The following is a 19,768-nucleotide window of genomic DNA, read 5'->3' on the forward strand; positions in this document are numbered from 1 at the left end:
GAATAGCTATTCTCTGATGAAAAAAATAATGAATAATTCGTATAATTGATTAATAGTGTGCATCTATTGTTCAGCACTTCTAGATGACTATTATTGAAAATGGCATGAGGTAAAAGCGTGAGATTAGATATCAGGCATTGGGAAATGCTCAAAGCGATTAACGAGTCAGGTACGTTAAGACAAGCCGCTTACGTGCTGGGAATAACGCAGTCTGCGTTAAGCCACCGGCTCGCCGAAGCGGAAAGACGCCTGGGGGGTTTGTTATTTGAGAGAGAGGGCCGCAAGCTTAAAGAGACATCCGCTGGCCGTGCCATGACGCAGACGGCTAATCAGATTATTCCTGCGCTGCAACGTGCTGAATTTGATTTTCAGCAGATGGCTGATAATAAAATGACCGTGGTGCGTTTTGGCGTCGCTGCTTATAGCTGCTATCACTGGTTACCGTCCTTTTTAAACATCATGACTAAAAAAGAACCCGGCATTAAATTAGAACTAGTTGCCTCCGCTACCCAAAACCCTCTGCAAAACCTGCAGGACGGTACGGTTGATGTTGTATTAGCGCCCGGCCACTTGGCAGTCCCGGGTATCGATTACATTCCGGTATTTCAGGACGAGCTGGTTTTAGTCACTCACTTAAACCATAAGCTGGCAGCAAAATCCTTTATTGAAGCCACTGATTTAGAAAACCAAGACTACCTGACCTATAGCAAATCGGCGCAGCCTGGCTTTGAATATGAACGCTTTATTCGCCCCTCTGGAGTCGTGCCTCATCTTGTTACCGTCGTGGAGGTAACCGATGCCATTATCGAACTAATAGCCGCAGGATTTGGTGTGAGTATACTTTCACGCTGGGCTGTCCACTCTGCCATTAAAAACGAAAGTGTTGCTGTTATTCAGGTGGGAAAAGACGGACTTGACCTGGGTTGGTCAGCATTAGTTCGTGAATCGGAGCCGCCTCAGTCGGCAGCAAGAACTTTATCGAACCAACTGGCAGAATGGTTTTAAATAACGGTAAAATACGTTTCAAATAGGAGCAAGACCAATAGATGACAACAAATAGCCAAAAAATTGCAGTTTTTCGTGAAGCCATCCCATCATTTTCCTGTAAACCAGGATGCCATGATTGTTGCGGACCCGTCACAGCATCTTCTGAAGAAGTCTCCAGGCTGCCGATGAAAACGGATCAGGAGCATGATGATGCCATGGACGAATTAAACTGCCCCTATTTGGGTGAGAATGGCTGCGAAGTATACGGAGAGCGTCCTTTAATTTGCCGATTGTTTGGTACAACACCTAGCCTACCTTGCCCGAATGCTTGTGCCCCTTCACAAATGACTGATCCAAAAATTGAACGCCAAATTCATAAATTTCACAAAGAAACCCGCCAGGTTCTACTTTAAGAGCATTAAAATGCACCACGTCCAGTGCTCAATTTTTCACGACAGAGATCTATATAAATGATTAGCAAATATTTCCCACACCTACTTGCTGGGATCTACGTGATTTTTTCGATTGTTCTCGGTATTAATCCGGTTTCCCGTGATGTGTGGATCGCCGAGATAATACCTGTGATCGCTATTTTTCTGATTTTTGTGTTTACGTTCCGCGTATTCCGCTTCAGTAATGTTGCTTATGGGTTGGTTTTTATCTGGATTTTCTGGCATACGATCGGCGGGCACTATACATTTGCCAATGTTCCTTTTGGCTGGGTAACAGAGATGATCGGCGCGGAACGCAATCACTTTGATCGTATAGGCCACTTTACTATTGGGTTCTATGCGTTTGCTATGGCTGAGTGGTTGTTACGTAAAGGCTATTGCGGGTTTAAGCTAGCGATGACCTTTAGCCTGTTTTTTATCATGAGCGTGGCCGCTGCCTATGAAATTATCGAGTGGTGGTATGCCGCATTAGAAGGAGGTGATGCAGGCGTTGAGTTCTTAGGCTCACAAGGCGATATCTGGGATGCACAAAAAGATATGCTATCTGATACCTTAGGCGCTATTACTTCGTTGGTACTCTTTTATTTTTATCGGCCAGACAAAAAACTGCAGATTTCATAGCGCTAAGCCACGGCGAAGAAACCCGGGGCTGTATACCAACATCAAGGAAGATAATTAAGTGAAAAAATTATTATTTATTGGATTAATCGGTTTTGGTGGATGGCAGTATTACTCAAACAACATTGAGGAAAAAAATTCATTTTCTAATGTCTCATTCTCAGCACCAATTCAAACCAAAACGCAGACGGTCCCTCGGCCATCATATACATGTGACGGCCGACAGCATTGCTCACAAATGAGATCATACGAAGAAGCAAAATACTTTATTAGTCATTGCCCAAATACTAAAATGGATGGTGACCATGATGGCATTCCCTGCGAAAGACAATTTAATAAGTGACTATGGTTAAAGGTCACTCGACCCGATATTTTTTGATATCTGGCCTCTACTGAAATTTACTGAGTTCAACCGATGCTTAATAGCTAAAAATCATAATAAGTGCAATATTTTTAAAAATCTATCGCTATGAGTTTTATAGCGGTCTAAGTCGCCACCGTATGAAAAACTGTCTTTCTAACACTCCCGGCCACCATAGACTTCAGCCAGTTCATCCAGCTGCGAGCTGGTGGCATCAAACCCCTTACCATCAAAAGAATACGATACCTTAACGCTCTCCGAGCCACGATATAGTTTCACTTGTACTTCTTGGCCGTTCCATACTTTTAACCGGTTCAAAAAGCGGCTGGCCAACTGGCCTGTTGCAAAGGCATATACTATTTGTGTTTCCATCATCTACTTCAGAGTGCGTGAAAACGCGAAGTGTCGCATAGCTCAAACCGACAGATCAATTATTTACTGTCTTATTAACACAACTAATCCATATACAGGCGCCCTTAACATCAAAATAATGAGGCCTGATAACTGCTATTGATAATATACTGCCAACTTTATGTCTCGATTTTAACGTATCGCTAAAACACGGAAGAAAACACATGCGTGATAATGGAAAAATAGTCTCTTGGAATCATGAGAAAGGATTTGGTTTTGTGCAACCGGATAGCGGCCGGCAAAAAATTTTTATTCATATTAGTGATTTTAAGAATTCACATCGTCGGCCTGAACAAAACCTAGCGGTGAGCTATATCGCCACGACAGATGATTCAGGCCGCGCCAAGGGGAAATCTATTCTATTTGAAGGTAAAAAGCGCACCCCGAATATAAAAAAACCGGGCCTGTTTAGTATCGCTATGGTGGTCATTTTTACAGCCTTTGCGCTTCTATCAGTAATTTTTCATACCCTACCCCGTTTAGTGTTGGCTTTTTATCTGCTAATAAGTGTTATCACTTTTATCGCATATGCCATCGACAAGTCGGCGGCAATAAAAGGTCGCTGGAGAACTAAGGAAAGTACGCTGCATCTGCTCGCGTTGATAGGTGGCTGGCCGGGTGCTTTGCTGGCACAACAGAAGTTGCGCCACAAATCGTCCAAGCAAGCATTCCTTTTTATTTTCTGGATAACTGTTGTAATAAATCTTAGCGGTTTTATGTGGTTGCATACCCCGGCTGGCAGCACTTTTTTATACAACTATGTGCACAACGCTGATATGAAATTTCTGAATCTCATATCAGATATCTCTCTACCAGATTTTGTACAAATATGGCTTTGGAAGATTGATTACTATTTAAATAAATAGCGCCCTCAATACCCCAACTGTCGATCCACGGCTTCGGGTATCCGCCCTGTCTTATAGTATTCACGTATATTGTTCGCCACAATTTTACTGGCACTGCTAATACTTGTCGGTGCTGAGATATGCGGTAATATAGTGATGTCAGCATGTGACCAATAAGGATGGTTCACAGGTAACGGTTCTTCGTAAAATACATCAAGTACGGCATGTGAGACGATACCGGCACCCAAGGCCGTGATTAAGTCAGCTTGATTCATGGTCGGCCCACGACCGAAGTTAATAAGGGATACGCCCTGTTTACATTGGGCAAAGCGTGCGGTGCTGAGTAATCCTCGCGTTTGATCTGTTAACGGCAGTAAATTAATCACTATATCGCTCTGTGCCAGCATAGCTGACAAGCCTTCTTCAGCCGCAAATGTTTGTATATTTTCGAACGATTTATCATGCCGGCTCCAGCCCAAAACGTTAAAGCCATTAGCGTGCAGGCGTTCGGCACTGAGAGCTCCTAGCTTGCCTAATCCTAAAACACCCACGGTTCGTTCGCTGGCAGCTATATAAGGTCTCTGTAACCACTGAGCGGCACTTTGTTGGGCTCGATAAGCGGGCATATCCCGGTGTAAGTAGAGTGTCCAGGCTAATACGGCTTCTGCCATAGTGTGCGCTAATGTTGGGTCTATCAGCCGTACGATAGGAAACGCAGTGCTCTTTATTAAAGGGTCATTTACTAAAGAGTCAGCTACCGAGAGTTCAGCGACCATCCGCTCTACGCCTGCCCATGTACTATGCACCCATTGTAAATTTGGCAGTTGACGTAACTCCGCAGGATCTGGGTTGGCAACCACCGCTAAACTGCATTGCTGTTTCTGCCGGGTAGTCAGGCTATCGAATAAGCAGACTTCATTATCGGGCAACAATGTGTTTAACACGATCAGCCATTGCTGTGCTTCGGTGTCGGGTATGCGGCTAACGAAAGCGATAGGGGGCGAATCAAACAATATACTCATATCGATCTCCCTGGAAGAAAAAGCAGAACACCCATACGCTCTGCTTTTATTTACATTAGGTTGGTTTTATATGAAGTTGGTTTTCAGCCAGCTTTTTATATCAAGCTGGCTTTAGCTGATGCGGTCAGACGGATAGCTCCATCACAGGCACCGCCCAGTTCGTGACCCTTTTTGAGAAAATGACGAATAAAGTATTCACTATGTTCATCATGCTCATGGAAGTGATGAGGCGTTAATACTGCCGTTAATACCGGCACTTCGGTTTCCAACTGGACTTGCATTAAGCCATTGCATACCGCTTGCGCTACAAAATCGTGACGATAAATACCGCCATCAACCACTAGCCCACTACACGCGATCGCTGCGTAGCGCCCGCTTTTTGCCAACAACTTGGCTTGCAGCGGAATTTCGTACGCGCCGGGTACGGGAAACACATCAATTTTCTCGATATCGTAACCACGTTCGGCCAATTCAGCCCGAAAGCCCTCTAAGCAGTTAAGAACGATATCGGTATGCCATGAGGCATGAATAAAGGCAATCTTCTGATGGCTGATATTCAGTGGATAGGTATTCGTTGAGCTCTGATTCATTGGTAAAATCCATAAAAATGACTGAATCAGGGCGAACGGACAGACAATCAACACCTATAGCAGATGGTCTGCTTGGTATTTACAGACGCTAGTAATAGCTATAAATACAAACCGTATAACAAGCTATGTAACACAAGCAAATTATGGCTGTAAGAATGTGATTATCTGACACGCTCTCTATCATCCGGACTATAACCGTCGGCTCTGGAGTCTCACCAGATCTGCTGACCCTTCTGAATTAACAGGAGGCGCTCGCGGGCTTACGCAATGAGAATAGCCTACGCCACCCCCTGCTTTTACCGCCGGTGGGGAGTTACACCCCGCCCCGAGAACGAAACCGGATTAATCCGGCAACCGACTATAAGATTTTTATCAAACGGAGTCAAAAGAGGATAGCTGCCATTTAATGGTTATTAACTAAATTGGGTATTTGGTGCACGCCGTTGCTCCCGAACACATCAAAAATATGATCATAAACAACCTGACATCGTACTTCTCTGATTTTAAAACCCATAAAGTAAAAACCCCTAAAAAATAGATTTTTTCAGTAAAAAAACACATTTTTAACTAATCTAGCGCATAAAAACCGGTATTTGATCGTTTTTTATACATACACATCCGCTTCATTTTTCCTAAAGAAACCACCCTCCATAAAGATCAGGCAGGCTCCGAATATCATGGCAGGCCTATATCATTGGATTAACACAGACAAAAATAAACTCTATAACAAAGATCGCTAATTCAACTATCGAAGAGCGGCCGAACTAATTACCCGTCTGATTCTGAAAGGTTGCAGATTAAATCCACCGGAGACTAAGTAAATAAATATACTTGTGCTAGAATCAACTTTGTACATATTCTATGTGCCGTTTTTTTAAACACGATATCCTATATTAATACTCCATTCGTTATTTCGCGCAAAGGCACTTTACAAAGCAATGACAGAAGATGAATTCTTTTCCAAGCTAAGCTCTTACAGTATTGAGCAGCTTAATCAGATCCAAATCAAGCTCGATAGCATCGCTGACGAAAAAAGGCGTAAGGTAGAAAAACGCAAAGCAGCGATGAAAGTCCAACCCCGGAAAAGCAGCGATGTTGAAAAAATGGCTGATGAAATGGGGCTCGACCTTAGTAGTCTGATGCGTGAGATTTCTCGCCGCTAGCTAGCCGAATACCTTTTGTAGCTTTTCCTGTAACAATGTCCCGGCTCGGCCTAATGGTTCATTTTTTCGGAAAACCAGCAGAGGTGAATATGAATATCGGGAACCTCCCTGATAATCAACCTCCTGCAACGCTCCACTGCGTATTTCTTGCCGGATTTGTTCTATTGGCATCCAACCAAACCCCAAACCCTGCAATAACGCCTCTTTTTTGGTTCTGAAATCACTAAGGTAAAAAACCCGTTCACCACCAAAAGTCTGCAATCCGCCATAAGCAGAACTGTAGCTCGAATCATGCACAGTCAACTCCACATGTGCATGCAACTCACTCGTATCAAGTTGTTGGCGCATCGCCAACGGATGGTCACGACTCACGACCAGCACTGCTTCCAATTCTTTAAGCGAACGCGCACTAAAAGCCGGATCTGCCTGATAGTCCAACACCAACATCAGATCCGCTGGTTGTTGTTCGAAGCGTTGCTGAACTCCACCCAAAAACTCAATACGAAACTGAATCCGGGTAGGAATTTCAAGATCAATCATCTCCTTTAATACACGCAATACCGGCTCAGTCGGCAGCATGCCGTCCACGACCAACTCCAGTTTAGGCTCCCAGCCCTCTGAAAAGTGCTCTACAAGACGTCCGACATAATCAGCCTGATGCAACAAGCGACGCCCCTCTTCGAGTATTCGCAGGCCCACCGGCGTCAACTCTGCGCGGTAACTCGATCGATCAAATACCTGCGTACCTAACTGCTGCTCCAGTTTATTGACTTGATAACTAACGGATGACTGTGTTTTGTGCAGTTGCTCTGCTGCTTTTGCAAAACTACCGGTATCCACCACCGCAATCAGCACTCTAAGGGATTCTAAATCTACTGCCATAAAACACCATCTATTTATTGGATCAAGATAGGTTAAATATTACGCTTTTTTTGAACATGCGGACAGACTAACGTGTTTATCAACAGCGCTATAAGAACAACACATTATAAAAATGCCCTATACAGCCACAAAGGGCAGACACACAGAGGATATGAAATGAGTGTAGAAAAGAATCCAATAGGCCTACGCGGTATAGAGTTCACCGAATTTACCAGCCAGGATGCTGGTTTTATGGACAGTGTCTTTTCAGCATTCGGTTTTTCTAAACTCAAACGTCATCATGAGAAAGAGATTTACTATTACAACCAGAACGACATCCATTTTCTACTTAACAACGAAAAAACCGGTTTCTCGGCAGACTTCACACGCCACCACGGTCCCGCCATTTGCTCAATGGGATGGCGTGTTGATAATGCAGAAGCAGCACTCAAAGAAGCCGTTAAGCGCGGCGCGAAGGCGGCGGATCCATCCCAAACCGATCATCCCTATCCGGCCATTTACGGTATTGGTGATAGCCTGATTTACTTTATCGATAAATATGGCAAACGCGGTTCCATTTACAATGATGACTTTGTTGCTCTGGATACGCCTCATATCGTTGAAAGTCTCGGCTTTATTGAGATAGATCATCTCACCAATAATGTCTACAAAGGCACTATGCACACCTGGGCAAATTTTTATAAAAATATTTTTGGTTTTGAAGAAGTTCGCTATTTTGATATTAAAGGCAAGAAAACAGCATTGATTTCTTATGCGCTACGCTCACCTGATGGTAGCTTTTGTATCCCGATCAACGAGGGTAAGGACGATAATAATAATCAAATTGATGAGTATCTGGGCCAATACAACGGTCCCGGTGTGCAGCATATCGCGTTCCGTTCTGACGATCTGTTAGCATCGCTCGACAAAATGGATCATAGCATTATTGATACACTGGATATTAATGATGATTATTATGATGAAGTCTTTAATCGCGTGCCTAATGTCACAGAAGACCGTAACAGAATTAAGCAACATCAAGTGCTAGTCGATGGCGATGAAGAGGGGTATTTGTTACAGATATTTACTAAAAACCTGTTCGGACCCATCTTTATTGAGCTCATTCAGCGCAAAGAAAACCTGGGCTTTGGTGAAGGAAACTTCAAGGCCTTATTCGAATCTATTGAACGGGATCAGGAAAAAAGAGGGGTGATTTAATCTCTGTCCATAATTGCACCTGAAGACCAGACTATGGCAGGTACATTGGTGCAACGCGCGTTCAAACCGGGGGCCTGATTATGTGATAACTGACTCAGCGCGAAGCAAGGCGATCGATGCAGACTGTTAAGGTAAACTGTTTATAAATGTGGCCTCCCTTCAGCGAAGGCCACAAGGTTTTCACGGTGCACGGGAACAGACTTTATTTTTGAAGGTGCTTGTCGAAGAATTCAAGCGTTCGAGTCCAAGCTAATTCCGCTTCTTTTTCAGCATAACGCCCCGTAGAATCGTTATGAAAGCCATGATTAACACCGTCATACACATAAGAAGTGTAATCGACGCCATTAGCTTTCAGGCTAGCTTCGTATTGTACCCGAGTACCGTTCACACGATCATCAAGACCCGCGTATTGCAGCAACAACGGCGCGCTAATATTTTTTTGCAATTCTTCAGCAGCGGGAGTGCCATAAAAAGGGACACCGGCATCCAAATCATCACCGAGCGTAGCCGCAAGCATATTGACGATGTAGCCACCAAAACAAAAACCAACGGCACCTAGTTTTCCGTTACTCAATTCATCTGACTTCATGAACTGAGCAGCCGCAATAAAGTCTTCCTCAATTTTACTGCGATCAAGAGCGCTTTGCAGAGCGCGACCCTCATCATCATTACCCGGATAACCACCGACTGAATACAGAGCATCGGGTGCGAAGGCGATATAACCTTTCACCGCAAGACGCCGTGCAACATCTTCAATATATGGGTTTAACCCGCGGTTTTCATGAACTACTATAACAACGGGCGCTTTCCCTTTTAGCTCACGTGGCACGACTAGGTAACCACGGCCTTCCCCATACCCTTTAGGCGATGGAAAAGTGACATAGGTTGCCTTAATCAACGCATCGTTGAACGATACCTGCTCCGCTTCTGCATAGTTAGGAATCAACGCAGCAGTCAGAAAACTCATGCTATAACCGAGTGCCGTTAATGTGCCTAGTTTTTTCATAAAGCTTCGACGATCGATCAGACCATGCGCGTACTCGTCATACCAGTTAAACGCTTCTTGGGGAATCGGTCTTGTTTCTACAGATGCCTGTGTGGATGGACACGGTATATTCATCACTAGTTTCTCCGGTTTGTAATGATTGTTAACACACCCTTTGCCGTATATTTCAATTCTACTTGCTTGCCCTAAAGCTAAAGGGTCTTTGAGTAGACAGAGGTTAGACACCTGCGGTTCCCTGATTAGCTACCAGTAAGCCAGATCTTTTTATCTATACTAATAATATACAATAATAACGCCAACAGTGACGGCAGCGATAGAGCCTCTTAATCCGCTTACTGCTACGATATTCCTTGCTGCTAAATATTTCATCAACTTCTCACACCAATAAGTCTTGAACTTTCTGGCGAATATCTGCGTATCGCACATGTTCGCATGAGCCAAAACCTTGCAGTTGCCGTACCTTATATTTCGTAAATAAAGGCACGCTTATGCCTGCCAGAAAGCGACAATAGAGGTCCTCAGAAATATCTGACATTAATAGTCCTGCTTTTTCATTCAGGTGCTGAGCCAATGCGCGTATCGCCGTAGTTAGTAGCCCATCATCGGGCCAGCGATGTTGCTGCGAATATTCAAGCGTTGCTACCTGGCCTTTACAGACAGAGCAATGACCACACAGAGGCGGCGACTGAGTATCATCGAAATATAATGACAAGTGATGACTTAAACATTTGTCCAATTCAAAAAAACGTACTAATGCCGCAATACGTTTGATCTCTTTCTGCTCTTTATCTACGAAATACTGATGTAGCTTTTCAGCCAAATCAGGTTCAGATAATGCATCAGTGTTGACGCTAAATACTTCCGTGATACGTTTAGTTTCTACTAAAACACAGTGCTTCTCCTGCAGATATTCCAGCGCCACCACCACTCTTGAGCGCTCACAGGCATAGCTTCGGAATAACGCCTCGAAATCCGGCTCGCCCCATACTTTTTTAAACGACGTATGAGCAAAGATAGCGGCCACAAAGGCTTGTCGTTCGCCTGTGAACATGGCCATAATTTCTTCTTTTGACTTTACAAATTTGTATTTAAAATCTGCAAAATACGCATACAAGGGCTGTAATACACCCAACAATTCGAGCTGCACCAATAAAGTTTTCATTGGCAGCTGCCGGATATTACTGGCATTGGACAAGCTCAGTAGCTGTAACTCCCATTGGACGTTTTGCTGCGAGTTTTGAGACTGCGAGCTTTGAGGCGGGGAGCTTTGGCATTCAGCCTTAATATTGTTTAGCACATATTCGATACCCGCCAATTCAGGCGTATCTCCGTAAACAAAATTTTCTACTGTATTCAGACCATCAAGATTCGCTAGTGTTATGCAGTTGGAGGGTGCGCCGTCACGCCCGGCACGACCGACTTCCTGGCTATAGTTTTCTATCGATTTGGGCAAATCATAGTGAATCACAAAACGGATATCCGCTTTATCAATTCCCATACCAAAGGCTATCGTTGCGACGATAACCTGTACCTTGCCTGCCATGAAATCAGATTGAATCTGCTGCCGCTTTTCACTGACAAAACCCGCATGATATGCCATAGCATTAATCTGATTGTGGCGCAAAAACTCCGCTACTTGCTCGGCACTGTGCTGCAGCGTGACATAAACAATACCGGAACCTGGTCGCTGACTGCTTTGTAAACCAGAGCTTTCTATACCAGAGCTTTGCTGATGAATAGTCTCTAACAATTGCGCATTTTTATCTGAAGTAGATACCGACACAACAGACAGATCCAGATTAGAGCGATAAAATCCGGTTTGTACTATATGTGACTCGGTAATGCCAAACTTCTGCGCCATATCCTTTTTAACTGCGCGGGTCGCCGTCGCCGTTAGCAATAACACCAGAGGAATATTAAGAGCCTCGCGGTAAGCGGGTAGTTTCAAATAATCGGGTCGAAAGTTATGTCCCCATTCCGAGATGCAATGTGCTTCATCGACGACCAGCATAGACACGGGTATGGATTGAATAAAGTGGCGAAATCTTTCATTTTTGAAACGCTCGACCGACACCATGAGGATTTTTATTTTCCCCGAGCGAACATCCGACATCACCGCTTTGCTTTGCTCTGCGGTTAAGGTGGAATCGATACTCGCGGCGGAAATCCCTTTTTTAGCAAGGAACACCAATTGGTCTTTCATCAATGCCAGCAGCGGCGATACCACTAGGGTCAGATGCGGCAGATGCAACGCGGCAAGCTGATAGCAGAGAGACTTACCTGAACCTGTTGGAAAGATAGCCAGAGAGGACTCAGCCGACAGCAACTGACGAATGGTTTGCTCCTGCCCAGGACGAAACTGATCAAAGCCGAAGGTATCTTTTAACGAGGAGTGAAGATTTGTCATAATGCTGTCCGCCTTAACTGAATACGCTTTACCCGAATGAGCGGAGGCAAGAAGGCGTTAGCGCCAACGCTCTTCAGCCCACTGTTGTTGCTCGTCAGGGTTCAGAAAACTCCAGACGATTAGCCTGCTTATTTTTTGTCCCTGGCTCATATTAACCACTTTACATTGCTTGGCTCCCAAGCGTGTCACGAGGCTTTTTAAGGGCAGCACATTCTCTTTTTTTGATACCAGGCTGGTAAACCAACACACCTGCTTAGAAAACCCGACACTCTCTTGCGCCATCCGCTCCAGGAAAGACAACTCCCCACCCGGACACCACAGCTCGGATTGCTGCCCCCCAAAATTAAGTTTAGCGGCGCCTTGTTTTTCAGGGATTAGTTTTACAGACTTTAGCTTCTCCTTACCTTTATTCAAATTTGTCCATTTGCGATGACTGCCGGCTTGCGCCTCTGTAATCGATGCATGAAAAGGCGGATTACATATCGTCAGATCAAAGCGATCATTTTCTTTGATCACCCCTTTAAAAATCAGCTCACTGTTTTTCTGATGAACTAATTTAATATGTTTGGATAAACACGTATTGGACTTCACAATTAACTGTGCAGTTTTAATAGCAACGGCATCAATATCGGTACCCACGAACTGCCAGCCATAACTTTGACTACCAATAATAGGATAAATACAATTAGCACCCGCACCAACATCAAGTACATTGACCCGCTTACCCGTGGGCCATTGACCTTGATTACATTCCGCCAGAAGATCAGCACTATAGTGAATATAATCCGCCCTTCCCGGGATAGGTGGACAGAGATAACCCGCCGGAATCTGCCAGTGAGCAACATGGTAATAATGCGCTAAGAGGGCTTTATTTAAACAAAGTACGGCGTTCTCATCACTAAAATCGACCGTATTATCGCCTTTAGGATTGGGCCGCAGATATAATTTAAGCTCAGGACATGTGTTGCTGAGTGCCTCTAAATCATATCGCCCTTGATGAGGGTTTCTTGGGTGTAATACAGTACTCATTACAGCCTCAAAAACCGATCAATAAGTTGGCCATCGGCTCGTTCCACTTTTTCAAAAAACATAGTATAAGGGCGCACCCAGAGACCAGCCTCACCATACATCGGCCGGTACAACACCATCCACTCTTGCGTTTCAGAATGCATTACCACATCCACCAGTGTGTATTCATTACCTTTATAATGGCGATAAAGACCCGTCTCAAATTCTGGTTTTGGCGCTAACGGCTTATTCATATTTTACCCTGAATTAATAGATTCAATGCTTTTTTGATAACATCTAACTGCTCATCACCGCTTCTTTCATGCCAATAGGCAGTGACATTCACCGGCGTCGATTCCAGCGCAACCACATCCGAGGGAAGCAGATTAATGACCTCACTCAATAGACTCAGTTTCGATTCTGATAATGTCCGCTCACCTAACTTCCAACTCCAGTCAGCAGGCAACCCTTGATTAGCAATCGCTTTTGTACGAAAGATCTGCCAAGGCACCATGGCATTAACTTCTCTTTTATCAAGATTAGATCTGGGCAAACGATAAGCGGGCGTATTTTTAACTTCACCTTCCATCTCGCCCTCTGCCCGTGGTGCCGTTAGCCTGACGAGCTGAACCAAAAAGCCTTCTTTTTTAGCTTTTAAGCGTAAGTGGGCCTGAATTTTTTCTCTTTTAGTCGGCATCATCCACATGAATGATCCCATTAACGACATAACCACAATAACGATGATAAAAATTTTCATCTTTATATTCCCTTTAAGCAACTCATAATCTATTGATGTTCATCACGATTTTATGAGAATGTTATATGCTAAGCTAAACTTAATTCAATAATGATGGAGCATTCTAATGGGCGTTTATTCAAAAATCCTCTTGGCTGTAGACTTATCAGATGAATCTGATCAGCTCATTGAGAAAACCCGCACTATTGCAGAAAACAATGGGGCGTCATTAACCGTATTACATGTTATTGAACCCCTCAGCTTTGCCTACGGCGGTGATGTTCCAATGGACCTTACTACCGTCCAGGATCAGCTTGATGAGCATGCGCGTAATAAACTGGCAGCTTTTGTGATAAAGCTTAATTATCCAGTTGAATCTCAGCAGGTCATTACCGGCCATACCGAATCTGAGATTCATCGTATAGCCGAAGAAAAAGAATGCGATCTGATTGTTGTTGGTAGTCACGGCCGCCATGGTTTGGCCTTACTGTTAGGCTCAACCGCTAACAGCGTTTTACATGGCGCACCCTGCGATGTATTAGCGGTTAGAGTTTACGAGCCTAAAAAAGACTCGTAAACACAAGCCTTATAAAACAAAACTACATAGATTCAAGCTCGACCCAACGCTCCATAAAGCCTTCAATCTTGTGCTCCTGACCTTTCAGGAGTGCAAGTTTTTCAGCCACGGTTGCATGATTCAACTCATAAAAGCCCGGTGCGGCAGTTTCTGCGTGCAATGCTTTAAGCTGCGTTTCTGCTTCTTCTAACTGAGCCGGTAACTGTTCGAGTTCACGCTGCAGTTTATAGCTCAACTTAGGTGTTTTTTTTTGCTGTACGGCCGTTGCTTCTACTTTTTCAACGGGGCCCGTTTGGCTTAAACCAGCTTTAGCGGGAGACTTTTCTTTAGACGTCGCCGGACGCTGTCTCAACCAATCCTGATAGCCACCGACATAACAGGCCACGCCACCATTTTCAAAGACAATAGAACTGGTCACTACGTTATCCAGGAAGGACCTGTCATGGCTCACCAGCAATACTGTGCCTTTAAAGTCCATCAGGATCTCTTCAAGCAGCTCTAATGTTTCAACATCCAGATCGTTGGTCGGCTCATCGAGCACCAGCAAGTTGGCTGGCTGGCTAAATAGACGCGCCAGCAAAACACGATTGCACTCACCACCGGATAAAGCTTTCAGCGGCGTTCTTGCCCGCTCAGGAGCAAACAGGAAGTCTTGAAGATAACTGATAATATGACGGCGCTGGCCGTTGATCTCTATAACCTCACGTCCTTCTGAAATGTTATCGATCACTGATTTCTCAGGATCAAGCTGGCCTCGAAGCTGATCAAAGTAAGCTACTTCAAGCTTAGTACCATGCGAAACAGTACCACTATCAGGCGCAAGCTGGCCCAGAATCAATTTAAGCAAGGTACTTTTGCCCGCACCGTTAGGACCAATAAGTCCAATACGATCACCACGCTGAATAGAGACCGAAAAATCAGTGATCACAGGTGACCCGTTAAAACCCACCGAGACATTTTCAAGCTCAGCTACCAATTTACCTGAGCGTTGTGCCGCTTCAAGGTTAAAGCTTGCCTTGCCTTGACGGTTAAGACGATCTGAACGCTCACTGCGCAGCGATTCTAAAGCACGAACACGCCCTTCGTTACGGGTACGACGCGCTTTAACACCCTGACGAATCCATACTTCTTCCTGCGCCAGCTTTTTATCAAACAAGGCGTTATTACGTTCTTCCTGCTCCATCAACACCTGTTTCTGTACGGTGTAAGCCGTATAATTACCGACGAACGAGGTCAACACACCACGGTCGAGTTCAATAATACGTGTGGCAAGATGGTCGACCAATGAACGGTCATGCGAAATAAACAGCACCCCGCCACGGAAATCCAACAGCTGTTTTTCCAGCCATTCGATGGTATCAATATCCAGGTGGTTAGTCGGCTCATCCAGTAATAACAGATCAGGCTCTTGGACCAGCGCCGTACCCAGAGCGGCCCGGCGACGCCAGCCACCTGAAAGCGATGACATCAGCGCTTCACCATCTAGCTTCAACCGTGTCAGCACACGCTCTACACGCTGCTCTAAATTCCAACCATCGGAGGCTTCCAATTCATGTAACAAGCGATCCATTATAGTGAGAGACTTAGCATCGGTCGCCATTGATATCTCATCATACTGAGCACGCATATCAACGACTTCTTGTATGCCTGAGGCCACAACATCCCATACTCTGCGTTCGTCCGCTACGGGTAATGTTTGCGACAACTCAGCGATGCGGCAAGCAGGATCAATCCATAGCTCGCCGTTGTCCAGATGAACCTGTCCGGTAATCACTTTTAAGAGGGTCGACTTACCGGCACCATTCAGTCCGACTAAACCAATACGCTCCCCCGGTTCAATATTAAGGCCTACATCAGCGAGTAAAGGACGGGAGCCAAACGCAACGGAGGCTTTATCAAGACGGATCAGGGGCATATTGTTCTCTATAAGGAAAAATGAGCCGGTATTTTAGCGAATTAAACCTTAGTTTTATACCTGATTTTTACGAACGGCCAGATGAAATTAATGGCTCGATATGTTGGTTAACCAGGCAAGAGATCAAAAATGATTCAGAACAACGGTTTAGCCGCCGGATCATAGCGTCAAATCAATAACATACTAAAAGGCCGCCCAAAAAATTGACGGGTACAATCACAGCATTGTCCACCGTCTCTGGTGTTCAATGCTGTGATTTCAACAGAACTTAATTTGAGCAGAATTTATTAAGAATAATTTATTGAACAGAACTTATTGAATAATGACAGAGCCATAACTCGGTTCGGTTTGCGCTTGAAACAACGCAGTGGCCGACCTTACGACCGGCACGATAAACTCTTCGCTGATAAGAGGCTCGCTAACCATATTAATCCGCGCTGCATCAGAACATATACCTTTCCGCTCATCGCGTGGTGAAGTGCCTATATGCTTCCGATAACAACGGCTGAAATGAGGGGTAGATACAAACCCGCACGCCGCAGAAATTTCAACAATCGATAAGCTTGATTGCTTTAACAGTTGTCTGGCACGATCTAAACGCAACTTTAAATAATAACGCGAAGGTGAACAATCAAGATGCTTCAAAAACATTCTTTCCAGCTGGCGTCGAGACACCGCGACGAAACTTGCCAGCTCATCTAACTCAATCGGCTCTTCCAGGTTGGCTTCCATTAATTCAATAATATCGACCAGTTTCGGCATCGGCTGACCGTTGGTATGCAACTGGCGCAATGAAACGCGTTGCTGATCAAATTCACCCCGCACCCGATCACAAATAAACATATCAGACACCGCGCTGGATAACTTACCGCCATACCGTAGCGCTATAAAATTCAGAAACATATCCATCGGGGTTGTCCCGCCAGACGATGTCATACGGTTTTTATCGATACTATATAAACGATTATTACAGCGCACTTTAGGATAGCGCTCCTGCAACGAGGCCAAACACTCCCAGTGACTACTCGTCTCATAGTTATCAAGCAAACCTGCATGAGCCAGGACATAAGCACCCGTGCAGATACTACCCAGCGTATAATTTTTGCGTCCCAGTGCACGCAACCAACTAACCTGACGCGGAGTGAAACTGCGGGTAATATCAACCCCACCTGCTACAATGACTATGTCTAAAACAGGGGCGTTCAAAATGGAAAAATCAGGTGTAAACGAGAGTCCGTCACTTGCCTGAACGATATTTCCATCTTCTGAAATTAACTGCCAGCTAAATAGTTCTTCGCCCGATAACTGATTCGCCATCCTCAGCGTCTCAATGGCGGAGACCAAAGCAATCATCGTAAAATTATCGAGTAACAAAAAACCAACCCGCGTTAGTGTTTTGTTTTTAATCGCAGGATTGGGTGTCATACCTGAAGCCATTTTAGCGCCCTCATCGAGCTCTTATGATGCACAAAAAGAGGTCGTGTCTTATTTATAATTATTATCGAAGAACGTACAGTTCAATGCTTCAAAAATACCAGAAACAGGTACATTTTGAAACATTTACTGAGGGGAAAAAAGCGAACATTTCATATCCGTTTCACGCCCTTACTTCTAAACAAATCCCGTATGGGAATTATGATAATAATATCCCTGAAATAAAATTCAACACGTCAAAAAACGACATCTATTAACCATAGCCCACCTAAAAACGACACTCCTTTTTTTATTTTTGTTTTATGTCAAATGTACCTTCAATTTTGTGTGTTTTTTTCATAAAAAGCAGCACCAATAAAGCTAATGTCTTAAATAGATATATATATGGTTGTTACAGTCATGTGCCAAGGCTCCGGCCGATTTAGAGTGGATTAGCAAGGCAGTACTCAGCCATAAAAATAACAGGAGCGTATACATGACCAGCCATTTTGATAACCGCGGGGTTGTTTACAAAGGACCCGGCGAAGTTGCCGTAGAATCGATCGCATTTCCAGAGCTTGCCATCGGTAAAAGAAAATGTAATCACGGCGTTATTTTACGTGTATTAACAACAAACATCTGTGGTTCTGACCAGCATATGGTTCGCGGAAGAACTACCGCCGAAGCTGGTTTAGTACTAGGCCATGAAATTACCGGACAAATTATTGAATGCGGCTCAGATGTCGAGTTTCTGCATCCGGGTGATGTTGTATCCGTTCCCTTCAATATCGCCTGCGGCCGTTGTCGTAACTGTAAAGAAGGCAACACAGGCATCTGCCTTAACGTAAACCCTTCTCGCCCGGGCGCAGCCTATGGTTATGTCGATATGGGCGGCTGGGTCGGCGGTCAGGCAGAATATGTCATGGTGCCTTATGCCGATTTCAATCTGCTCAAGTTTCCTGATCCTGAACAAGCCATGGAAAAAATTAAAGACTTAACACTGCTGTCTGATATTTTCCCAACAGGCTTTCATGGCTGCGTTACCGCAGGGGTAGGCCCGGGATCAACCGTATACATTGCCGGCGCGGGTCCTGTAGGTCTGGCCGCTGCTGCTGCTGCACATTTGCTGGGTGCTGCCTGCGTTATCGTTGGTGATATGGTGACAGATCGCCTTAATCAAGCGAAAAGTTTTGGCTGTGAAACCATCGACCTGCGTGAAGAAGGCGATATGGCTGATAAGCTAGAAGTCATTCTTGGAGAACGCGAAGTTGACGCATTTGTTGATTGCGTCGGTTTTGAAGCACATGCATGTGGCTGCAACCACGGCCAGGAAGCTCCGGCCACCGTTCTCAACTCAGCCATGCAGATTACCCGGGCTGGCGGACAAATCGGCATCCCGGGGCTTTATGTAACGGAAGATCCGGGCGCCACTGACGATGCAGCCAAAGTGGGCGCACTCAGTATGCGCTTTGGGCTTGGCTGGGCTAAGTCCCACTCTTTCCATACGGGCCAATGCCCGGTTATGAAATATCATCGCCCGCTAATGCAAGCCATTCTTTTCGACAAAGTAAAAATTGCTGATGCCGTTAACGTCCAAATGATTACCATGGATCAGGCACCAGAAGGCTATGCCGATTTTGATGGAGGGGCAGCTAAGAAGTTTGTTATTGACCCACACGGTAGCGTTAAAGCCTAACGCTTTATCAGATAACACTGGCTTGCTGTAGAATATAAATCTGCAGTACTAAAAACGCACTCTTCAAAGAGTGCGTTTTTTAGTCTGAACGAAAAGCCTTATATGAAAGTTTTATCTCCACAGCTCAGAAATAGGCGTATCCGGCGAGTATCGATTGGCTATCTGAGCTTGGAGTAATTCCGCTGTAGCGATCGCATCCGTCAATGCTTCATGCTGTTTGTAAAAAGGCAGGTTATACCGGACTCGGCTATCAGCAAGACGAATCGATACTCGTTTACGTCCCAGTAAACGCTGCCAGAATGTAGCAAAACCGTTGCGGTGCAAACGCGCTTCCAAATCCATGGTATCAACCACGGGAAAGCAGATACCCTCCCCCAGTCTTTGTTTTAATGCCGTATGAAAAAACTCCCGTTCGATATAACGATAATGTACAACCACTACCCGCCCGGCAAGGGCTTCCAATACAGGCTCCAACACGCGAA

21 protein-coding genes and 1 riboswitch are annotated in these 19,768 nt (G+C 44.9%); of the genes, 9 read left to right on the plus strand and 12 right to left on the minus strand.

Annotated elements, in window-relative coordinates:
- Positions 1–117 precede the first annotated feature (117 nt).
- From Nant_RS07235 to Nant_RS21015, 4 genes are read left to right on the plus strand one after another with little or no spacing between them, the layout of a single operon-like run.
- Positions 118–1,005: a LysR family transcriptional regulator gene (locus Nant_RS07235; RefSeq protein WP_076495948.1), complete on the plus strand. Its 888-nt coding sequence runs from the start codon at positions 118–120 to the stop codon at positions 1,003–1,005.
- A 41-nt stretch (positions 1,006–1,046) separates the two neighbouring features.
- A complete protein-coding gene (locus Nant_RS07240) occupies positions 1,047–1,400 on the plus strand; it encodes a YkgJ family cysteine cluster protein (RefSeq protein ID WP_054340970.1) in 354 nt (117 codons plus the stop codon).
- 57 nt (positions 1,401–1,457) lie between these two features.
- Positions 1,458–2,060, plus strand: a complete 603-nt coding sequence (locus Nant_RS07245; RefSeq protein WP_054340971.1) for a DUF2238 domain-containing protein — start codon at positions 1,458–1,460, stop codon at positions 2,058–2,060.
- Positions 2,061–2,118: 58 nt separating this feature from the next.
- On the plus strand, positions 2,119–2,400 hold the full coding sequence (locus tag Nant_RS21015) for an excalibur calcium-binding domain-containing protein (protein ID WP_076495949.1): 282 nt from the start codon (positions 2,119–2,121) through the stop codon (positions 2,398–2,400).
- A 174-nt stretch (positions 2,401–2,574) separates the two neighbouring features.
- Here the strand turns inward: Nant_RS21015 and Nant_RS07250 are convergent, their stop codons facing one another.
- Entirely contained in the window at positions 2,575–2,790 is a 216-nt protein-coding gene (locus Nant_RS07250; protein ID WP_054340972.1) for a hypothetical protein, read from the minus strand.
- Positions 2,791–2,993: 203 nt separating this feature from the next.
- Between Nant_RS07250 and Nant_RS07255 the strand changes: the two genes are divergently transcribed.
- Complete coding sequence (locus tag Nant_RS07255; protein ID WP_054340973.1) at positions 2,994–3,695, plus strand: DUF1294 domain-containing protein; 702 nt, start codon at positions 2,994–2,996, stop codon at positions 3,693–3,695.
- A gap of 5 nt (positions 3,696–3,700) precedes the next feature.
- Here Nant_RS07255 and Nant_RS07260 read toward each other — a convergent pair whose 3' ends face one another.
- Positions 3,701–4,696 carry a 2-hydroxyacid dehydrogenase gene (locus Nant_RS07260; RefSeq protein ID WP_054340974.1) on the minus strand — a complete coding sequence of 332 codons (996 nt, stop codon included), beginning with the start codon at positions 4,694–4,696 and terminating at the stop codon, positions 3,701–3,703.
- 95 nt (positions 4,697–4,791) lie between these two features.
- Entirely contained in the window at positions 4,792–5,286 is a 495-nt protein-coding gene (locus Nant_RS07265; RefSeq protein ID WP_054340975.1) for a 6,7-dimethyl-8-ribityllumazine synthase, read from the minus strand.
- Positions 5,287–5,454: 168 nt separating this feature from the next.
- A riboswitch (FMN riboswitch) is annotated at positions 5,455–5,623 on the minus strand.
- Positions 5,624–6,224: 601 nt separating this feature from the next.
- On the opposite strand from Nant_RS07265, the gene Nant_RS07270 reads away from it, so the two are divergent.
- Positions 6,225–6,449 (plus strand): H-NS family histone-like protein, encoded by a 225-nt coding sequence (locus Nant_RS07270; RefSeq protein WP_054340976.1) that lies wholly within the window; start codon positions 6,225–6,227, stop codon positions 6,447–6,449.
- On the opposite strand, the gene Nant_RS07275 is transcribed toward Nant_RS07270, so the two are convergent.
- Entirely contained in the window at positions 6,450–7,331 is an 882-nt protein-coding gene (locus Nant_RS07275) for a LysR family transcriptional regulator (protein WP_054340977.1), read from the minus strand. It abuts the gene before it with no gap.
- A gap of 156 nt (positions 7,332–7,487) precedes the next feature.
- Here Nant_RS07275 and hppD point away from each other — a divergent pair, with 156 nt between their 5' ends.
- Positions 7,488–8,528 (plus strand): 4-hydroxyphenylpyruvate dioxygenase, encoded by a 1,041-nt coding sequence (gene hppD / locus Nant_RS07280; protein ID WP_054340978.1) that lies wholly within the window; start codon positions 7,488–7,490, stop codon positions 8,526–8,528.
- Positions 8,529–8,730: 202 nt separating this feature from the next.
- Here hppD and Nant_RS07285 read toward each other — a convergent pair whose 3' ends face one another.
- From Nant_RS07285 to Nant_RS07305, 5 genes are all read right to left on the minus strand, one after another.
- Entirely contained in the window at positions 8,731–9,648 is a 918-nt protein-coding gene (locus Nant_RS07285) for a dienelactone hydrolase family protein (protein ID WP_054340979.1), read from the minus strand.
- 262 nt (positions 9,649–9,910) lie between these two features.
- Positions 9,911–11,941: a RecQ family ATP-dependent DNA helicase gene (locus Nant_RS07290; protein WP_054340980.1), complete on the minus strand. Its 2,031-nt coding sequence runs from the start codon at positions 11,939–11,941 to the stop codon at positions 9,911–9,913.
- Between the two features lie 57 nt (positions 11,942–11,998).
- A complete protein-coding gene (gene rlmF / locus Nant_RS07295; RefSeq protein ID WP_054340981.1) occupies positions 11,999–12,970 on the minus strand; it encodes a 23S rRNA (adenine(1618)-N(6))-methyltransferase RlmF in 972 nt (323 codons plus the stop codon).
- The gene (locus Nant_RS07300) at positions 12,970–13,203 is read right to left on the minus strand and encodes a DUF1653 domain-containing protein (protein ID WP_054340982.1); all 234 of its coding nucleotides are present in this window, start codon (positions 13,201–13,203) and stop codon (positions 12,970–12,972) included. The genes rlmF and Nant_RS07300 overlap by 1 nt, the downstream gene beginning before the upstream one ends.
- A complete protein-coding gene (locus Nant_RS07305; RefSeq protein ID WP_054340983.1) occupies positions 13,200–13,706 on the minus strand; it encodes a hypothetical protein in 507 nt (168 codons plus the stop codon). The genes Nant_RS07300 and Nant_RS07305 overlap by 4 nt, the downstream gene beginning before the upstream one ends.
- A 106-nt stretch (positions 13,707–13,812) precedes the next feature.
- Here Nant_RS07305 and Nant_RS07310 point away from each other — a divergent pair, with 106 nt between their 5' ends.
- Positions 13,813–14,262 carry a universal stress protein gene (locus Nant_RS07310; RefSeq protein ID WP_054340984.1) on the plus strand — a complete coding sequence of 150 codons (450 nt, stop codon included), beginning with the start codon at positions 13,813–13,815 and terminating at the stop codon, positions 14,260–14,262.
- 22 nt (positions 14,263–14,284) lie between these two features.
- On the opposite strand, the gene Nant_RS07315 is transcribed toward Nant_RS07310, so the two are convergent.
- On the minus strand, positions 14,285–16,177 hold the full coding sequence (locus tag Nant_RS07315) for an ATP-binding cassette domain-containing protein (RefSeq protein WP_054340985.1): 1,893 nt from the start codon (positions 16,175–16,177) through the stop codon (positions 14,285–14,287).
- A 312-nt stretch (positions 16,178–16,489) separates the two neighbouring features.
- Positions 16,490–17,614, minus strand: a complete 1,125-nt coding sequence (gbdR, locus tag Nant_RS07320) for a choline metabolism transcriptional regulator GbdR (RefSeq protein ID WP_054340986.1) — start codon at positions 17,612–17,614, stop codon at positions 16,490–16,492.
- A gap of 472 nt (positions 17,615–18,086) precedes the next feature.
- Between gbdR and fdhA the strand changes: the two genes are divergently transcribed.
- The gene (fdhA, locus tag Nant_RS07325) at positions 18,087–19,286 is read left to right on the plus strand and encodes a formaldehyde dehydrogenase, glutathione-independent (RefSeq protein WP_054340987.1); all 1,200 of its coding nucleotides are present in this window, start codon (positions 18,087–18,089) and stop codon (positions 19,284–19,286) included.
- A gap of 111 nt (positions 19,287–19,397) precedes the next feature.
- Here the strand turns inward: fdhA and Nant_RS21440 are convergent.
- A partial coding sequence (locus Nant_RS21440; RefSeq protein ID WP_476638856.1) for a 3'-5' exonuclease family protein occupies positions 19,398–19,768 on the minus strand: 371 nt, incomplete at its 5' end.

Source organism: Neptunomonas antarctica, assembly GCF_001305295.1.
GTDB lineage: Bacteria > Pseudomonadota > Gammaproteobacteria > Pseudomonadales > Balneatricaceae > Neptunomonas > Neptunomonas antarctica.

Excerpts from the sequence above, each read along its gene's own strand:
- Nant_RS07305 (WP_054340983.1), bottom strand. The coding sequence starts at position 13,706 with ATGAAAATTTTTATCATCGTTATTGTGGTTATGTCGTTAATGGGATCA.
- Nant_RS07240 (WP_054340970.1), top strand. The coding sequence starts at position 1,047 with ATGACAACAAATAGCCAAAAAATTGCAGTTTTTCGTGAAGCCATCCCA.
- Nant_RS07260 (WP_054340974.1), bottom strand. The coding sequence starts at position 4,696 with ATGAGTATATTGTTTGATTCGCCCCCTATCGCTTTCGTTAGCCGCATA.
- Nant_RS07285 (WP_054340979.1), bottom strand. The coding sequence starts at position 9,648 with ATGAATATACCGTGTCCATCCACACAGGCATCTGTAGAAACAAGACCG.
- Nant_RS07310 (WP_054340984.1), top strand. The coding sequence starts at position 13,813 with ATGGGCGTTTATTCAAAAATCCTCTTGGCTGTAGACTTATCAGATGAA.
- Nant_RS07255 (WP_054340973.1), top strand. The coding sequence starts at position 2,994 with ATGCGTGATAATGGAAAAATAGTCTCTTGGAATCATGAGAAAGGATTT.
- Nant_RS07300 (WP_054340982.1), bottom strand. The coding sequence starts at position 13,203 with ATGAATAAGCCGTTAGCGCCAAAACCAGAATTTGAGACGGGTCTTTAT.
- Nant_RS07315 (WP_054340985.1), bottom strand. The coding sequence starts at position 16,177 with ATGCCCCTGATCCGTCTTGATAAAGCCTCCGTTGCGTTTGGCTCCCGT.
- Nant_RS07275 (WP_054340977.1), bottom strand. The coding sequence starts at position 7,331 with ATGGCAGTAGATTTAGAATCCCTTAGAGTGCTGATTGCGGTGGTGGAT.
- Nant_RS07270 (WP_054340976.1), top strand. The coding sequence starts at position 6,225 with ATGACAGAAGATGAATTCTTTTCCAAGCTAAGCTCTTACAGTATTGAG.
- Nant_RS07290 (WP_054340980.1), bottom strand. The coding sequence starts at position 11,941 with ATGACAAATCTTCACTCCTCGTTAAAAGATACCTTCGGCTTTGATCAG.
- hppD (WP_054340978.1), top strand. The coding sequence starts at position 7,488 with ATGAGTGTAGAAAAGAATCCAATAGGCCTACGCGGTATAGAGTTCACC.
- Nant_RS07250 (WP_054340972.1), bottom strand. The coding sequence starts at position 2,790 with ATGGAAACACAAATAGTATATGCCTTTGCAACAGGCCAGTTGGCCAGC.
- Nant_RS07265 (WP_054340975.1), bottom strand. The coding sequence starts at position 5,286 with ATGAATCAGAGCTCAACGAATACCTATCCACTGAATATCAGCCATCAG.
- gbdR (WP_054340986.1), bottom strand. The coding sequence starts at position 17,614 with ATGGCTTCAGGTATGACACCCAATCCTGCGATTAAAAACAAAACACTA.
- rlmF (WP_054340981.1), bottom strand. The coding sequence starts at position 12,970 with ATGAGTACTGTATTACACCCAAGAAACCCTCATCAAGGGCGATATGAT.
- fdhA (WP_054340987.1), top strand. The coding sequence starts at position 18,087 with ATGACCAGCCATTTTGATAACCGCGGGGTTGTTTACAAAGGACCCGGC.
- Nant_RS07245 (WP_054340971.1), top strand. The coding sequence starts at position 1,458 with ATGATTAGCAAATATTTCCCACACCTACTTGCTGGGATCTACGTGATT.